Origin of the sequence: Yoonia sp. 2307UL14-13 (assembly GCF_037572755.1) — a bacterium.
In the GTDB taxonomy this organism is placed as follows: Bacteria; Pseudomonadota; Alphaproteobacteria; order Rhodobacterales; family Rhodobacteraceae; genus Yoonia.
On sequence record NZ_JBBIFZ010000003.1, the window covers coordinates 13843 to 28142 of the forward strand.

Genomic DNA, 14300 nt, shown 5'->3' on the forward strand with positions numbered 1-14300 from the left:
TTCCCGTTTGAGAGATCGAAAATGACCACATACGCACCCGCCGAGATCGAGGCGAAATGGCAAAACGCCTGGGCCGAGGCCGAGACCTTCAAAGCCGTCCGCACGGACGACAAACCCAAATACTACGTGCTGGAGATGTTTCCCTATCCCTCCGGCAAGCTGCATATGGGACACGTGCGGAACTACACGATGGGCGACGTGATCGCCCGCTACAAACTGGCGAACGGGTTCAACATTCTGCACCCAATGGGCTGGGATGCGTTCGGGATGCCTGCAGAGAACGCGGCGATGGCCTCGGGCGGGCATCCCAAGGATTGGACCTATCAGAATATCGCCGACATGAAGGCCCAGATGAAGCCATTGGGCCTGTCCATCGACTGGTCCCGCGAATTCGCGACCTGTGACCCGGAGTATTACGGCCAGCAGCAGGCGCTGTTCATCGACTTTCTGGAAAAGGGCCTGATCTATCGCAAGAAGGCCGTCGTGAACTGGGACCCGGTCGATATGACCGTGCTGGCGAACGAGCAGGTGATTGACGGCAAAGGCTGGCGCTCCGGCGCCGAGGTCGAGCGGCGCGAACTGGTCCAGTGGTTCTTCAAAATCAGCGACTATTCCGAGGAATTGCTGAACGCCATCGACGGACTGGATAACTGGCCCGCCAAGGTCAAGCTGATGCAGGCCAACTGGATCGGAAAGTCACGAGGGATCGAGATTCCGTTCCACCCAACGGACGGTGGTGACCCAATCGTCTGCTACTCCACCCGCCCCGACACGATGCGCGGGGCCAGCTTTATCGCGATTTCGCCCGAGCATCCTCTGTCGATTGCCATGTCCACCAATAATTCCGATCTGGCCGCTTTCATCGCTGAAACGCGCAAGATGGACACGACCGAAGCGGCAATGGAAAAGGCCGAGAAGAAAGGCATCGATACCGGCATCAAGGTCAAACATCCGGTCTATCCGGATCAGGAACTGCCCGTCTGGGTCGGCAACTTTGTACTGATGGATTACGGTACGGGTGCCGTCTTCGGCTGCCCGGCGCATGATCAACGTGATCTGGATTTCGCGCAGAAATACGACCTGCCGGTGCAGAATGCGTTCTACATGCCCGGCAACCATGTGCCTGTCGAGAACGAGGCATTGGTGCCCGCCAAGACGGAACCAGTCATCTATATCGATCACTTCGCAGGGATCCAGCAGTCCACCAGCCAGGACGGCATCAATGCGACCATCGACTACTTCGAAAAGAATGATCTGGGTATAGGTCAAACCAAATACCGCCTGCGAGACTGGGGCCTGAGCCGCCAGCGCTATTGGGGCTGCCCGATCCCGGTCATCCATTGCGACGATTGCGGCGTGGTGCCTGAAAAGAAAGAGAACCTGCCCGTTGAGCTGCCCTACGATGTCAGTTTCGACATCCCCGGCAACCCGCTGGACCGTCATCCCACATGGCGCGACTGCGCCTGTCCGTCCTGCGGCAAGCCCGCCAAGCGTGAGACGGACACGATGGACACATTCGTGGACTCATCCTGGTACTACGCCCGCTTCACCGCGCCCGATGCTGCGACGCCCACCGATATCGACGATGCCGCTTATTGGATGAACGTCGACCAGTACATCGGCGGGATCGAGCATGCCATTCTGCACCTGCTCTACAGCCGCTTTTTCGCGCGTGCTATGAATATGACCGGCCACCTGCCCCAAGGCACGTCAGAGCCGTTTAACGCGCTGTTCACGCAAGGGATGGTGACGCATGAGATCTATCAGACGAAGGACGCAAACGACCGACCGGTCTATCATTTGCCGGAGGATGTGACAGGTGGGAAGTTGGCGGATGGGAGAGAGGTCGAAATCATCCCATCGGCCAAGATGTCGAAATCCAAGAAAAACGTTGTCGATCCTGACGATATTCTGGCCAAATACGGCGCCGACACCGCCCGCTGGTTCGTCCTGTCCGACAGCCCGCCAGAGCGGGATGTGGAATGGACAGCCTCGGGCGCGGAAGCTGCGTTCAAACATCTGAACCGCGTCTGGACGCTGTGCGACCGGATCGCTGCCATGGATGACACTAAGGGTGAGGGTGACGACGACCTGCTGCGCGCCATGCACAAGACGATCCACGATGTGACAATGGCGATTGAGACCTTCGGCTTCAACGCAGCCATCGCCAAGATGTATGCGTTCACTGCAACCTTGCAGAAATCCGAAGCGTCCAAGGCGGCGAAGCGCCAATCGATCATGACACTTGCCCAACTGATGTCGCCCATGACGCCGCACCTGTCCGAGGATATCTGGGCGCATCAAGGCGGCGAAGGCCTGATCGCCAACGCACCCTGGCCCGTTGCCGATCAAGCGATGCTGGTCGAGGACACGGTCACCATGCCGATCCAGATCAACGGCAAGCGCCGGGCGGAAATCGTCGTGGCCGCCGATGCCGCCAAGGACGCGGTCGAGGCGATGGCTCTGGAACAGGATGCGGTACAAAAGGCCCTGGCTGGCGCGGTGCCGAAAAAGCTGATCGTCGTGCCCGGCCGGATCGTGAACATTGTCATCTGACCGGCTCCCTCGCCGCGCGGCCCTTTTGGGTCTGCTGGCCTTGTCGGGCTGTGGTTTTCGACCGGTCTATGGCAGCGATCCGACGCTGCGCGGAGCATTCGCGTTTGACACTAGCGAAAGCGTGGCTGGGTTCCGCTTGCGCGAGCGGCTTGAACAACGGCTGGGCGTACCCGACGCACCGAAGTTCCTGCTGCGCGTCCGGCAGCCGGGGCGCAGCAGCCCGGCCGCCGTAACCGCCCAGGGAGAAACGGTGCGTTTCAACGTGATCGGCGGCGCGAACTGGACGGTTGAGCGGTTGGACGATGGTCAGCTTGTGCGCATCGGAAACGTCGAGAGCTTTACGAGCTATGCCGCCACAGGCTCGACCGTTGCGACACAAGCAGCGGAGGAAGACGCGCAGGCGCGCTTGTCGGTCGCGCTGGCGGATATGGTGGTCAGCCGCCTGCTGATCCTGTCCACAGAAGGTGTGCTATGAAGCTTACTGGTGCTGCCGCGCAGACCTATCTGCGCAAACCGGACCCCGCCCATGCAGGCATCCTGATCTTCGGCGCCGACCCGATGCGTGTTGCGACGAAGCGTCAGGAGGTCATCGCGGCCCTGGTTGGCCCGACAGGGGAAGAGGAAATGCGCCTGACACGTATCAACGGGGCTGACCTGCGCAAGGACCCAGCACTGCTGGACGATGCGATCAAGGCGCATGGATTCTTTCCCGGCCATCGTGTGGCTTTCGTGGAAGAGGCGACCGATACGCTGGCCAAGATCGCCGCTGTGGCGCTGGCCGATTGGCGCGACGGCGATGCGCAGATCGTTATGACCGCTGGTCAACTGACGGCGAGGTCGGCGCTGCGTAAAGCGTTCGAAGGCCATGCACAGGCCGCCGCGATCGGCATCTACGACGATCCGCCCAGCATCGCCGATGTCGAGGCGCAACTGGCGTCATCTGGTCTTGGTTCTGTGGATCGGGACACGATGGATGCGCTGATGTCGTTGGCGACCAGCCTAGAGCCTGGAGATTTCCGGCAGACGATCGAGAAAGTCAGCCTTTACAAACAAGGCGATCACGCACCGTTAAGCGTTGCGGATGTCCTCATCAACGCGCCGCAATCGGCCGAGGTCGACGTGGATGATGTGCTGGATGTCGTTGCGGGCGGCCAAGCCGATCAGCTTGGCCCGGTCTTGCGCGGCCTTTACGCCCAGGGCGTTACACCTGTTACCTTATGCATCGGGGCGATGCGCCATTTTCGGCGCCTTCACGTCGTCGCGGCGGATCCAGGCGGTCCGGGCAGCGGGATCGGTCGGCTGCGTCCGCCGGTGTTCGGCCAAAGGCGGGATAAGCTGATGGGGCAGGCAAGCCGCTGGGGGCGCGATCGTCTAGAGCGCGCGTTGACCGCCTTGACGGATGTCGATTTGCAGTTGCGATCGGCGAATACGGCGCCACAGATGGCGTTGATGGAGCGAACGCTGATCAGATTGGCGATGATGGTACGGCGCTAGTTGCCGGCTCCTGCCGCGAGCGCCATGATCACGAACGCGCCCAACAGGATATAGCCACCATTCACGGACCCTTGCGCCGGCTCGAACGGTACTTCTGGTTCAGCGACAGGTGCTTCGATGATCGGTTCGGATAGGCCACCAGCCTGCAGGCTTGTGCCCGAATAGGAAATCAGAAGCGCTGCAAGTGCGCATTTGAAATGACGTGGCATGAAAATCTCATCACTCTTCAAGGTTTCATGCGATTGATACGTCCAGATCGGCCGCAATTCAACTGGTCGCAGCCGTCATGCGGCGCAGGCCGGTCATCGCAAATGAAACGGAAAGAAGCTGGCGAATGTCGCCAGCTTCGTTTTTTGTCGTGCCGACTTAGTCGTCGTTCGCGTTGACGGCGGCTGCAATCAGCAGCGCGGCCAGAACACCAACGATGACGAAAGTGCTGTTGATCGAAGAACCGGCAGGTGCGGGCTCTTCAACGACAACAACGGGTGGTTCCATCACCTCGGGTGCAAGGCTACCAGCCTGTGCGGCGACGCCAGCGACCGTCAAAGCGGTAGCAGCGGCAAATGTCGTTACTAGGCGCATATTTTTTTCCCTCGTTGCATTAGGGCCGGTTTGGACCGGCTTTTTGTTTGCGGAAAGAGTTAGTCGTCGTTTGCGTTCACAGCCGCTGCGATCAGCAGTGCAGCAAGTACACCAACGATCACGAATGTGCTGTTGATCGAGGAGCCTGCGGGCTCTTCTTCGACGACAACAACGGGTGGTTCCATCACTTCAGGGGCAAGACCGCCTGCCTGAGCCGCGAAACCAGAGATCGTCAGGGCAGCTGCTGCTGCGAGTGTTGTTGTAAGGCGCATGTTCATTTTCCTTTATTTTAAAAGGGCCGACAAAGCCGGCCCATCAGTTCACCAAATCGCCGACGGTTTAGTCGTCGTTTGCGTTCACAGCCGCTGCGATCAGCAGTGCAGCAAGTACACCAACGATCACGAATGTGCTGTTGATCGAGGAGCCTGCGGGTTGTTCTTCGACAACCACAACGGGGGCTTCCATGACTTCGGGGGCCAGGCCACCCGCGTTAGCAGCAAAACCGGACACTGCCAAAGCGGCAGAAGCGGCAAGCGTAGTAGTAAGGCGCATATCGGTACTCCATTAATGCACGGGCGGATAACGGCCAAAACCGTCCCACATTGCCCTATTAAATCAGTACACTAGCGAAAATCCAAGATACCTTGATGTAGATTAAAAGACATCGATCTGCAGATAGCCCGCGTCGGGCGATACAGCTTGCAAGCTACGAATAACTGCCCCCGCGTCATTTACCCAATAAACATTGGTAAATTCGAGCGTTTCGCTCTCACATTTTTCTTCAAAACGGGTCGCATTTCGGTCGATTTTGAATTGAGAAACTGTTTCACGTCTCTGAGAAGCGATGCGGCACTGCAACAGTTCCGTCGAAATCTGGTCCATATTTGTGAGGTATTCATGAATGCGCGTCGCTTCGCCGCCACCTGCGCGGATCGCTGCCCAGCTTTGTGAAACGTCCGCCGCCATCAGGTCACGGGGTAGACCGCGGGTTGCGACCACAATTCCGTTTTCAAAGGTAATACTGCTGTTTTCGCTATCCACCCATGTCGACCGGTTCGTATTGGTCCCGGCTACGACATGCGTGTCCCACCGCTGTCGGTTGCGTGTATTGACCCGAATGAATTTGCCCGGATTACCCAGGATCTCTTCGCGGGACGGGGCTGCGGCAGGCTGCGGCGCCTCTTGGCCACCTGTGACGACGCTCGTCAGTTGCGATGCGATGCCACCTTCGGCCAACGGTCCACAGGCACCAAGGAACAACATAATGATCGGGCTGAGCCGACTCAGAAGCCTTATTTTCATCGCCAGAATCTCCCCCATGTGTCGGTCAGATCACCCCTGTGCGCGTCGCGGATGACGCCATACAGCCGGTCGCTGACGCCAAGACGCGCGCCGCCATCACCGACGCGGGTCCGGAAAGTGGTGTTATAAGTGCTGCGTGTCGGCTGCCCGCTCAGGAAATCCTGCGGAATGGTAACCTGGACGCCCTTGTTGTAAGAGCCGTTACCGAAATCTTCGTAATCAAGATCGGTTTGTGTGACATAGGCCCCGATCACCCAGCCATTCTCGAATTCCCGATCGACCGACAGTGTCGCACCCCAGTCACCGGCAAGGTAGCGACCGACATCCAGTTGCGTGTGATATCCGTTACCGAAATCGTAATATGCTGAAATATGGCCGGTTGTGATGTCGTAATCGTATTCTTCGAACCCGAACCGCATATCCGAATCACGTTGGGCGACCTGATTCAATTCGATGCCTACTCCCAGCGGGCTTTCCACCGGCTTCCACAGCAATTCCGTAGATACGCCGCCGAACATGCGCTCCAGATACCCGACGGTGACCCGACCATAAAGATCAGTGCCCGGGCGTGAAAAATGGCTGAGCGTCAGCGTTTCCAATACCGGCACACCGTCATTGCCGTAGCGCCCACCGTCCGATCGGACATTCTGGATATCGGGTGTCCGCTCTTCCCCGTCGGGATCATCCTCTGGTTCAAGAAGGCTTTGGCCAATGCTGCCCGACAGGACAAGATTGGGTCTGATCCGATAGACGCCGCGCAAACTCAGGCCCAGATCGATATCAGCCGATCCGTCGCTTGTGAACGGATTGATCCGGAAGTACGGGCCCAATCCCCACGCGAATGCCGGGCTTTCGTTATTGGGTGCGTTCAACTCGGCCCTGATCCCCGCATCGCCGAAATCGGACCGCGATAACAACGCATCCGTCCCGCCAGCGCGATTTTCGAAACGTTCGAGGTCACTGCGCGCGATCGTGATCGCCGCCAAAGGCACGCCATTGCGCTGCGGTTCAAGGATAAATGCCTCGATCGAAGGTGGCAGCACCTGCGTCGCCATCCGCGCCACCCGGCCCGCCGCCTGCGCCTGCGACCGGTAGCGATTGTTCACATAGCGGATCCGCGCGGTGCGATCGGTCAACGACAACCCGGTGAGCGTGATGCCTTCCAGCTTCAGGATACCCGCCAATGCCTGCGTCAACGCAGCCTCGGGCAATGCATCTCTGTCCCAGGTTTGCGCCGCACGGGCATCCGCGCCGCGCACCTTCACCGGGGCAGGGGCCTGATCAAGGCCACTACCATTGGGGCGTTCGTTCGGGTTCAGCGTGAACGTGCCCGACAGGCCGACCTGATTGCCGTACAGATACGACAGACCCAGCTGCACGCCGTCACGGGGCCGATAAGTCAGGCCGTAATTGTAAGGTGAGTCCGACGTAATCGCGACATTGCCAGCAGCAACCGGGTAGGCATTCGTCGAATACTCGGCCTTCACCCCCCAGCGATCGTTGATCTGATACTCCAGCCCGCCAAAAACCGCAGCATCCCCCCGAAACCACTGATCCGAGGCAAGCTGCCCATCAGGCTCAGCCGGGTCATAGATTGGCCTTTCCACGAAATCACCGCCAAGCGGATTCTCGAACCCGTCCCGCGTCCCCAATGCACCCCAACCGACACCTGCAGTGACGATCAGTCTGTCGCCGAACGACTTGGACGCGACGATGTATTCCGATTGAAATCGTCCTGGCGTCAGAAAATCGCGCAGACCAACGGCGACGGCAGGTAGATAGTCGCCTTCGTTGTTCAAGCGATATCGCAAATCGAATCCGCGTTCGACCTCGCGTTCGCTATCGTCGGGCAGGTCCTGGAAGACATCGACATTCGCATAGCGAAAACTGGTCGAAAGACGGTCGGTCAGCTGAAACGTCAGCGTCGCCCGGGCGAAACCATCGGTGTAGGATAGTGAACCGGCCAGCGTATCCCGCGGCGCGCTTTCGGCGGTCGGCATTTCCAAGAGGCCGGGCGTACCATAAAGCGAATAGCTTGCATCGACGCTTTGCCCTAGCGCACTGGTCGCGAGAAGCATGCCCATGGCCGAAGCACATGGCAGTCGATAGGGAAGCCTGCGCATTATCCGCTCTCCGTCTTATTGTTGAGCCTGTCTAACCCGCCCCGTGCGTTTTGGGAATCCCCCGCTGTCGCAGCCTTCATCAGTGCATTTTTCCGGTTTGATGAAATGCACGCCAGGCATATACCCACCAATGCCACGGTTGCATTTCGTGATTTCCGCCAGCGTGCAGTAACTCCGGTTGGCCTCTCACTTGCGCTTCGTACTTCCGATGACTTCGGCAAACCCTTCTTAGCTCATCCGGCGGTACCGGTCGTGTTTCGCTGGACCTAGTCGGCACCGTCACATGCGTCTCGAAATATGGCACCAGAAATGGTCTTAACATTTCCTGACTGAAAAAGTAGGGTAAATCTCGAAGACGTTCGCCCGACCCTTACCTTGCGAGTTTTAGAGTGAAACATGCCACCGCAGACATCGATGCTTTGGCCAACCGGACCGGTACCGTAAGCGCACCACGATTGCGCGCCGATGGTCTTTGTGTCGGATACGCCGCAAAGAGGATTGTCCACGATGTCGACCTGCAGGCAAATCCGGGTGAAGTGACCATCCTTGTCGGGCCAAACGGGTGCGGCAAATCGACATTGCTGAAGGCGATGGCAAGGGTCCTCAAGCCAATGTCCGGGATGGTGTCGCTGGATGGAAAAAATGTCCACCAGATGCCTACACGTAACTTGGCACGGCAACTCGCGCTTTTGCCACAGGGTCCCGTCGCTCCAGAGGGCCTGACGGTGCATGAGCTTGTCAGTCAGGGGCGCTTTCCGCACCAAAGCCTGACGCGGCAATGGTCGGCTGAGGACAGTCGCGCGGTCTCGGATGCGATGCAGGCCGCCGATGTCACAGAGTTTTCGGACCGTCGTGTCGATAGCCTGTCTGGCGGACAGCGGCAGCGATGCTGGATCGCGATGGTTCTGGCGCAGGAAACAGATGTCATCCTGCTGGACGAGCCGACGACGTTTCTGGATCTCAAGGTGCAGGTCGATGTGATGACTTTGCTACGCGCAATCGCGCGCGAGAAGGGTCGGACCCTCGTTGTCGTGCTGCACGAATTGAATATCGCGGCGATGTTTGCCGACCAGATCGTCATCATGCGCAATGGACGGTTGATCGCCCAAGGCGCGCCGGAACGGGTTATCACGACCGAGAATCTCGCCGCAGGTTTCGGCCTGCAAGCGACTGTCATCAAGGATCCTGTGACAGGTCGGCCCGTTTGCCTTCCTGCGATTGCAGGGCCGGCGATATGACGAAAGCTGGATGGTTCGGTTTGCCGGTCCTTCTGGGTGCACTGGTATTGGCATTTGGCTGGCACATTGCAGTGGGCGCAAAAACAGTGCCGTTGCAGGTCGTGTTGGAGGCGCTTGTCGCCTATGACAAAAGCAATTTCGACCATGTTGTCGTGACCGATTTGCGGCTGCCACGCGCCGTCTATGCCGTGCTGGTCGGGGCTGCCTTGGCGGTTGCGGGTGCCCTGATGCAGGGCGTTACCCGCAATCCGCTGGCTGAGCCGGGTGTTCTGGGCCTGCTGACCGGCGCATCGTTCGTCGTGGTCATGGCGGTGGGATATTTTCGGGTGGTCGATCCGGCCTTTATACCAGTGCTTGCGGCCTTGGGTGCGACCGTGACAGCGGCCTTGGTCTGGGGAATCGCGGCGGCCGCACCCGGTGGATCGACGCCGCTGACTCTCGTGCTTGCGGGCGCGGCAATTACGGGGTTCCTCGCTGCGTTCATTTCACTCGCCCATTTGCTGGATCAAGAGAGCTTTGATCGCTTGCGCGTGTGGCTGACTGGCACGTTGGCTGGGCGGTCAACGGATGTATTGATCTGGGCCCTGCCCTGGCTGATCGGTGGATTGGTTCTGGCGCTTCTACTGGCCCCACAAGTCACCGCCCTCGCCATGGGGGATGAAACGGCTGTAGGTCTGGGCGTCGACGTTGCCCGCATAAAAATGCTGGCAATGCTCGCCGTGATTGCATTGACTGCGGCGGCTGTGGCCATCGCCGGCCCAATGGCGTTCGTAGGGCTTGTAATCCCGCATGTCGCGCGCATCCTGGTGGGGGCAGATTACCGCGCGATCGTGCCGGTCTCGGCCGTACTCGGCGCTGTGTATCTGTTGGTCGTGGATATCGCCGCCCGCATGGTTCTGGCCCCGATCGAGGTATCGACCGGGATCGTGACCGCCCTGCTCGGTGCGCCGTTCTTTGTATGGCTTGTAAGGGCGCGACTATGAGTGTGCTGGTGCTGAGTCCCTGGAACGGGCGCGTCTCACTGCGCTTGCATCGCCGTGCATTGGTGGTCGCTGCGATCTTGCTGGCGCTGGTCGTCAGCGTGAGTGTCGCAAGCCTGATGAGCGGGAGCTATCCGCTGAGCCTGCGCGGCGTATGGGATACGTTGACCGGCAATCCATCCGAAGACATCGCCCAAACCGTTGTATGGGAATTCCGGTTCCCGCGTACCATCGTGTCTGCCGTCGCCGGGGCATTGTTCGGGTTATCCGGCGCGATCCTGCAATACGTCACCCGCAACCCGTTGGCCGATCCGTCTCTTGTCGGCGTCAGCCAGGGGGCCGGGCTTGCTGTCGTTTCCGCGATTGTGTTGTTTCCCGAAATGAATCTGGTCTGGCGTCCTGTGCTGGCCTTTGGCGGCGCGCTCGTCGTGGCGGCCCTGATCCAGAGCATTGCGATGCAGCGCACAGGTGGGGCGACGATGCGGTTTATCCTGACTGGCATCGGTGTTGCGGCCTTTATCGCCGCCATCACCAACGCCATGTTGACATATGGTGACATCGATCAGGCGCAGGCGGCCCTTGGCTGGCTTGCCGGATCGATACACGCCGTTGGCTGGGCCGAGGTCTGGAGCCTGACGCTTTGCCTCGCGATCCTGACGCCCGGTCTGATCTGGTCAGGGCGCTATCTGTCAGCACTACGATTAGGGCCAGAGGTGTCTGTCGGATTAGGCGTGCCAATCAGGGCCGCACGTATCGGGATGATCACGCTTTCGGTGGCGCTTGCGGCCTTTGCCGTCGCTGCCGTCGGCCCCCTTGGCTTTGTCGGCCTCGTCGCTCCGCACCTTGCGCGCCGCTTGGCACATTCTGGTGTCGGACAGCACCTGTTGATGACCGCACTGACGGGCGCGTTAATGGTTGGCTTGGCCGACTTTATCGGTCGCATCGCTTTTGCACCGGTTCAAATACCTGCGGGTATTCTCACCGCGATCCTCGGTGTGCCCGTGTTTTTGTTGTTGATCCTCAAGACCCAATCAACCCGCCAGCTCTAAGCGCCAAGCGCCCAGCCAGCACACATCTTGCAATGATAAAGGAGACGTCCATGCGACGCACCAGTCTTGCTGTGCTGGCCACCTGTGCCGCAACGCCAGCACTTGCCCTTGAATGTGACGATGGCATGCGGGCGTTCACCCATCAGGCAGGTGAAACCTGCATCCCGCAAAACCCAAAGCGGATCGTCTCGCTTGGGTCCAAAAACGTCACCGTGCCATTGATCGAGCTTGGCCACACACCCGTCGGCCGTCAGGGTTCCCTGTGCGAGGATGGGACCGCGACCATCCGTGCCTCCGCGGTGTCCACAGGTGTTGAGTTCGACAACTCCGAAATTGCATTTGTGGGTGACTATCCTGTCGATCTTGAATTGGTCGCGGCCCTCGAACCTGACCTGATCATCTGGCCGGACTGGCAGGATGAGGTGAACATCGATCAACTGAACCTGATTGCCCCGACGGTCGCATATGCCACTGACTCGACCATTCACGACGGGCAGGCCTTCTTTGCGCGCTTGTTGGGGGCGGAGGATCATTTGGTTCGCGCAAAGGCACGTTACGATGCCCAGATCGCACAACTCGCCGCGCTGGTGCCCACGGGCACAACGGTCAGTGTCATTCATGGTAGCGACGGTGGGTTCTGGACGAGCTATCCTTACGGTAATCTTACCCTGATCCTTGAAGATGCGGGGTTCGACGTGGTTGATATCCAGGCGTCGATCGCACCGGGCGAATATCCGACCTTCTCGGCAGAGCGGTTACAGGAGTTTGACGCCGACTGGGTGTTCACGACCTATCGGACGGATCGCGAGGAAACCCCCGTGGATGCGACGGCTGCGATGGAAAACGCCTTTCCCGGATACTGCGAGGTCCTGACGGCTTGCGCAGAAGGCCGCTTTATCGCCCTACCGCGAGAGGAATTGACCACCCCGTCCTATGATGCTGTCGGGGCGGCAATCTTTGCGCTGACCACGCATATGTCGAACCCCTTCACACAGCCGACAAAATAGGAGGTTCTGCCAATGTACCACATCGCACGAACGGTCATTTCAATGTTGATAGCCGTGGTTGGCACCCTCAGCGCCGCCATGGCTCAGGAATTCCCGCTCACCATTGAGACCAAATTTGGCACCGCTTTGATCGCCGAACAGCCTGAGCGGGTTGCGACACTTGATTTCAACGGGGCTGATGACCTGCTCTCCCTTGGCATTCAACCGGTCGCGATCCGCTATTGGTACGGCGACTATGAAAAAACGGTCTGGCCGTGGGCGGCTGATCTTCTGACAACCGATCCGCTGGTCGTGCAGCGCGAGATTGACCTTGAAGCACTGGCAGCCGCGAGCCCTGACATCATCCTGGCCATGTGGTCCGGCATCGATGCCGACATGCATGCGAAACTGTCGCAGATCGCACCCGTCGTCGCGGTACCCGATGGTGTCGGCGACTATGAAATGCCGTGGGATGACCGCGCGCGCCTTGCCGGACTGGCGACAGGTCGTTTAGGGCAGGCAGAGGCCGCGATTGCCGCGCTCAACGCGCGATTTGACGATCTGCAAACCGCCAACCCCGGCTGGCAACGAAGTACCGCCAGCGTCGCCTATCTTTGGGATGGACGTCTTGGTGTTTACGGCAGCGGCGACGTACGGCCGCAAATCCTTTCCGGTTTGGGCTTCAAGACACCCGCAGCGGTGGATGCATTGGTGCCCGAAGACGGCTTTGCCGTCGATATCAGCGGCGAAAGCCTGCCTGAAATCGATGCCGACGTGATCCTGTGGTTCGCCACGCAAGAGGATTTCGGCCCGGTCCTCGATCTGCCGGGCCGCAATGTCCTGCAAGGCGGTGAGGTCTTTGTCGATGACCTTCTGACTGGCGCGTTCAGCCATGCATCACTCCTCAGCTTGCCATACGTGCTCGACCGGCTTGAACCCGCCCTGAACGCGGCCTTTGCCGACCGCGAGACACCCGTTGATTTGACAGAAGGAAACAACCAATGACCCGACAATTAACCTTTGCGGCATGCGCCATGACAGTCATGGCTACCCCTGGTTTTGCTTTGACCTGCGACACCGGTTTTCGCGCCTTCATCCACGATGCTGGTGAAACCTGTATCCCAGAGATGCCAGAACGTATTGCCAGCCTGCGTGATGACAGCGTTACGACCCCATTGATGGATATGGGTGCGCCCGTATTCGCAACCATCACCCGCGAGGCTGATGGCGACGGTCCACGCTGGGTCCGCGGCGCCGTCGATATCTTCGGACAGGAAGCCGTAGATGCCGCCGGGCTGATTGACCTTGGCGGGCACAATCCACCCGACGTCGAAGCCGTCGCTGCAGCCGACCCGGACCTGATCATCCTGCGACCCTATCAAATCGACGCGCTGGAACAGTTGCAGACGATTGCGCCAGCAGTCGTGATACCAGATGACATGTCGTTCCTCGATCACATGGCATGGCTGGCCGATGCAGCGGGGATGGAGACCACTTTTGACGCCGAGCTTGCCGTCTACAATGCCCGCATCGCGACTGCTAAAGAGCGTATCGGTGCGCCCGGTGACATCGTCGTATCCCGCTTTGACATGTGGGAGGACGGCCTGTGGTACTACCCCAACTGGGGTGCGATTGATCAGGTCATCAACGACATTGGTTTTGCCAAACCCACAATTCAGGCCGAAGAAACCGAAGGCTTCAACGGGCTAAGCGTCGAACGCATTCAGGAATTCGACGGCGATATCATGTTGGCCAGCATCGCCCCACGCTGGGGCCAGACGGTGCCGATGCTCACCGCGCAGTGGGACAGCATCGCGCCCTTCTGGCGCGAGCTGAGCGGCGTAAGTTCCGGCAATCTGTTCTGGTACGAACGCGATGTGATGGTGGGATACACCTTTACGTCACTGCATCGATCCATCGACCTGCTGACAACCGTGACCGCGGGGCGCGCCATCAACTGATCCTTACACCGCAAGCCACGCCGAGTCTC

The 14300-nt window shown here is 59.3% G+C and carries 15 protein-coding genes; 9 read left to right on the forward strand and 6 right to left on the reverse strand.

What is annotated here, in order from left to right; translation table 11 throughout:
- The first annotated feature begins 21 nt into the window (after positions 1 to 21).
- Genes leuS through holA form a run of 3 tightly spaced genes read left to right on the forward strand, consistent with a single transcriptional unit; the run spans position 22 to position 4050 of the window.
- Positions 22 to 2556 (forward strand): leucine--tRNA ligase, encoded by a 2535-nt coding sequence (leuS, locus tag V8J85_RS09560; protein WP_339953509.1) that lies wholly within the window; start codon positions 22 to 24, stop codon positions 2554 to 2556.
- The gene (lptE, locus tag V8J85_RS09565; protein WP_339953510.1) at positions 2546 to 3031 is read left to right on the forward strand and encodes an LPS assembly lipoprotein LptE; all 486 of its coding nucleotides are present in this window, start codon (positions 2546 to 2548) and stop codon (positions 3029 to 3031) included. The genes leuS and lptE overlap by 11 nt, the downstream gene beginning before the upstream one ends.
- Positions 3028 to 4050, forward strand: a complete 1023-nt coding sequence (gene holA / locus V8J85_RS09570) for a DNA polymerase III subunit delta (protein WP_339953511.1) — start codon at positions 3028 to 3030, stop codon at positions 4048 to 4050. The genes lptE and holA overlap by 4 nt, the downstream gene beginning before the upstream one ends.
- Here holA and V8J85_RS09575 read toward each other — a convergent pair.
- The 6 genes from V8J85_RS09575 to V8J85_RS09600 all read right to left on the reverse strand — a co-directional run bounded on the left by V8J85_RS09575 (position 4047) and on the right by V8J85_RS09600 (position 8018).
- Entirely contained in the window at positions 4047 to 4259 is a 213-nt protein-coding gene (locus V8J85_RS09575; protein WP_339953512.1) for a hypothetical protein, read from the reverse strand. The genes holA and V8J85_RS09575 overlap by 4 nt on opposite strands.
- 157 nt (positions 4260 to 4416) lie before the next feature.
- Positions 4417 to 4632: a hypothetical protein gene (locus V8J85_RS09580; RefSeq protein ID WP_339953513.1), complete on the reverse strand. Its 216-nt coding sequence runs from the start codon at positions 4630 to 4632 to the stop codon at positions 4417 to 4419.
- 59 nt (positions 4633 to 4691) lie between these two features.
- Positions 4692 to 4904, reverse strand: a complete 213-nt coding sequence (locus tag V8J85_RS09585; RefSeq protein ID WP_339953514.1) for a hypothetical protein — start codon at positions 4902 to 4904, stop codon at positions 4692 to 4694.
- Positions 4905 to 4971: 67 nt separating this feature from the next.
- Positions 4972 to 5184 carry a hypothetical protein gene (locus tag V8J85_RS09590; protein ID WP_339953515.1) on the reverse strand — a complete coding sequence of 71 codons (213 nt, stop codon included), beginning with the start codon at positions 5182 to 5184 and terminating at the stop codon, positions 4972 to 4974.
- 102 nt (positions 5185 to 5286) lie between these two features.
- On the reverse strand, positions 5287 to 5934 hold the full coding sequence (locus tag V8J85_RS09595) for a YjbF family lipoprotein (protein WP_339953516.1): 648 nt from the start codon (positions 5932 to 5934) through the stop codon (positions 5287 to 5289).
- Positions 5931 to 8018 carry a YjbH domain-containing protein gene (locus tag V8J85_RS09600; protein ID WP_339953517.1) on the reverse strand — a complete coding sequence of 696 codons (2088 nt, stop codon included), beginning with the start codon at positions 8016 to 8018 and terminating at the stop codon, positions 5931 to 5933. Before V8J85_RS09600 ends, V8J85_RS09595 begins: the two co-directional genes overlap by 4 nt.
- Before the next feature lie 428 nt (positions 8019 to 8446).
- Here V8J85_RS09600 and V8J85_RS09605 point away from each other — a divergent pair, with 428 nt between their 5' ends.
- From V8J85_RS09605 to V8J85_RS09630, 6 genes are read left to right on the forward strand one after another with little or no spacing between them, the layout of a single operon-like run.
- A complete protein-coding gene (locus V8J85_RS09605; RefSeq protein WP_445285889.1) occupies positions 8447 to 9295 on the forward strand; it encodes an ABC transporter ATP-binding protein in 849 nt (282 codons plus the stop codon).
- Complete coding sequence (locus V8J85_RS09610; RefSeq protein WP_339953518.1) at positions 9292 to 10278, forward strand: FecCD family ABC transporter permease; 987 nt, start codon at positions 9292 to 9294, stop codon at positions 10276 to 10278. The genes V8J85_RS09605 and V8J85_RS09610 overlap by 4 nt, the downstream gene beginning before the upstream one ends.
- Positions 10275 to 11324, forward strand: coding sequence for a FecCD family ABC transporter permease (locus tag V8J85_RS09615; protein WP_339953519.1), 1050 nt, complete (start codon positions 10275 to 10277; stop codon positions 11322 to 11324). Before V8J85_RS09610 ends, V8J85_RS09615 begins: the two co-directional genes overlap by 4 nt.
- Positions 11325 to 11374: 50 nt before the next feature.
- The gene (locus V8J85_RS09620) at positions 11375 to 12331 is read left to right on the forward strand and encodes an ABC transporter substrate-binding protein (RefSeq protein ID WP_339953520.1); all 957 of its coding nucleotides are present in this window, start codon (positions 11375 to 11377) and stop codon (positions 12329 to 12331) included.
- Positions 12332 to 12373: 42 nt separating this feature from the next.
- On the forward strand, positions 12374 to 13315 hold the full coding sequence (locus tag V8J85_RS09625; protein WP_339953521.1) for an ABC transporter substrate-binding protein: 942 nt from the start codon (positions 12374 to 12376) through the stop codon (positions 13313 to 13315).
- The gene (locus tag V8J85_RS09630; RefSeq protein ID WP_339953522.1) at positions 13312 to 14271 is read left to right on the forward strand and encodes an ABC transporter substrate-binding protein; all 960 of its coding nucleotides are present in this window, start codon (positions 13312 to 13314) and stop codon (positions 14269 to 14271) included. The genes V8J85_RS09625 and V8J85_RS09630 overlap by 4 nt, the downstream gene beginning before the upstream one ends.
- Positions 14272 to 14300 lie beyond the last annotated feature (29 nt).

Coding starts and splice junctions, on each gene's coding strand:
- leuS (WP_339953509.1), top strand. CDS start 22: ATGACCACATACGCACCCGCCGAGATCGAGGCGAAATGGCAAAACGCC.
- V8J85_RS09585 (WP_339953514.1), bottom strand. CDS start 4,904: ATGCGCCTTACAACAACACTCGCAGCAGCAGCTGCCCTGACGATCTCT.
- V8J85_RS09610 (WP_339953518.1), top strand. CDS start 9,292: ATGACGAAAGCTGGATGGTTCGGTTTGCCGGTCCTTCTGGGTGCACTG.
- V8J85_RS09590 (WP_339953515.1), bottom strand. CDS start 5,184: ATGCGCCTTACTACTACGCTTGCCGCTTCTGCCGCTTTGGCAGTGTCC.
- V8J85_RS09620 (WP_339953520.1), top strand. CDS start 11,375: ATGCGACGCACCAGTCTTGCTGTGCTGGCCACCTGTGCCGCAACGCCA.
- V8J85_RS09575 (WP_339953512.1), bottom strand. CDS start 4,259: ATGCCACGTCATTTCAAATGCGCACTTGCAGCGCTTCTGATTTCCTAT.
- V8J85_RS09600 (WP_339953517.1), bottom strand. CDS start 8,018: ATGGGCATGCTTCTCGCGACCAGTGCGCTAGGGCAAAGCGTCGATGCA.
- V8J85_RS09630 (WP_339953522.1), top strand. CDS start 13,312: ATGACCCGACAATTAACCTTTGCGGCATGCGCCATGACAGTCATGGCT.
- V8J85_RS09625 (WP_339953521.1), top strand. CDS start 12,374: ATGTTGATAGCCGTGGTTGGCACCCTCAGCGCCGCCATGGCTCAGGAA.
- V8J85_RS09615 (WP_339953519.1), top strand. CDS start 10,275: ATGAGTGTGCTGGTGCTGAGTCCCTGGAACGGGCGCGTCTCACTGCGC.
- V8J85_RS09595 (WP_339953516.1), bottom strand. CDS start 5,934: ATGAAAATAAGGCTTCTGAGTCGGCTCAGCCCGATCATTATGTTGTTC.
- V8J85_RS09580 (WP_339953513.1), bottom strand. CDS start 4,632: ATGCGCCTAGTAACGACATTTGCCGCTGCTACCGCTTTGACGGTCGCT.
- holA (WP_339953511.1), top strand. CDS start 3,028: ATGAAGCTTACTGGTGCTGCCGCGCAGACCTATCTGCGCAAACCGGAC.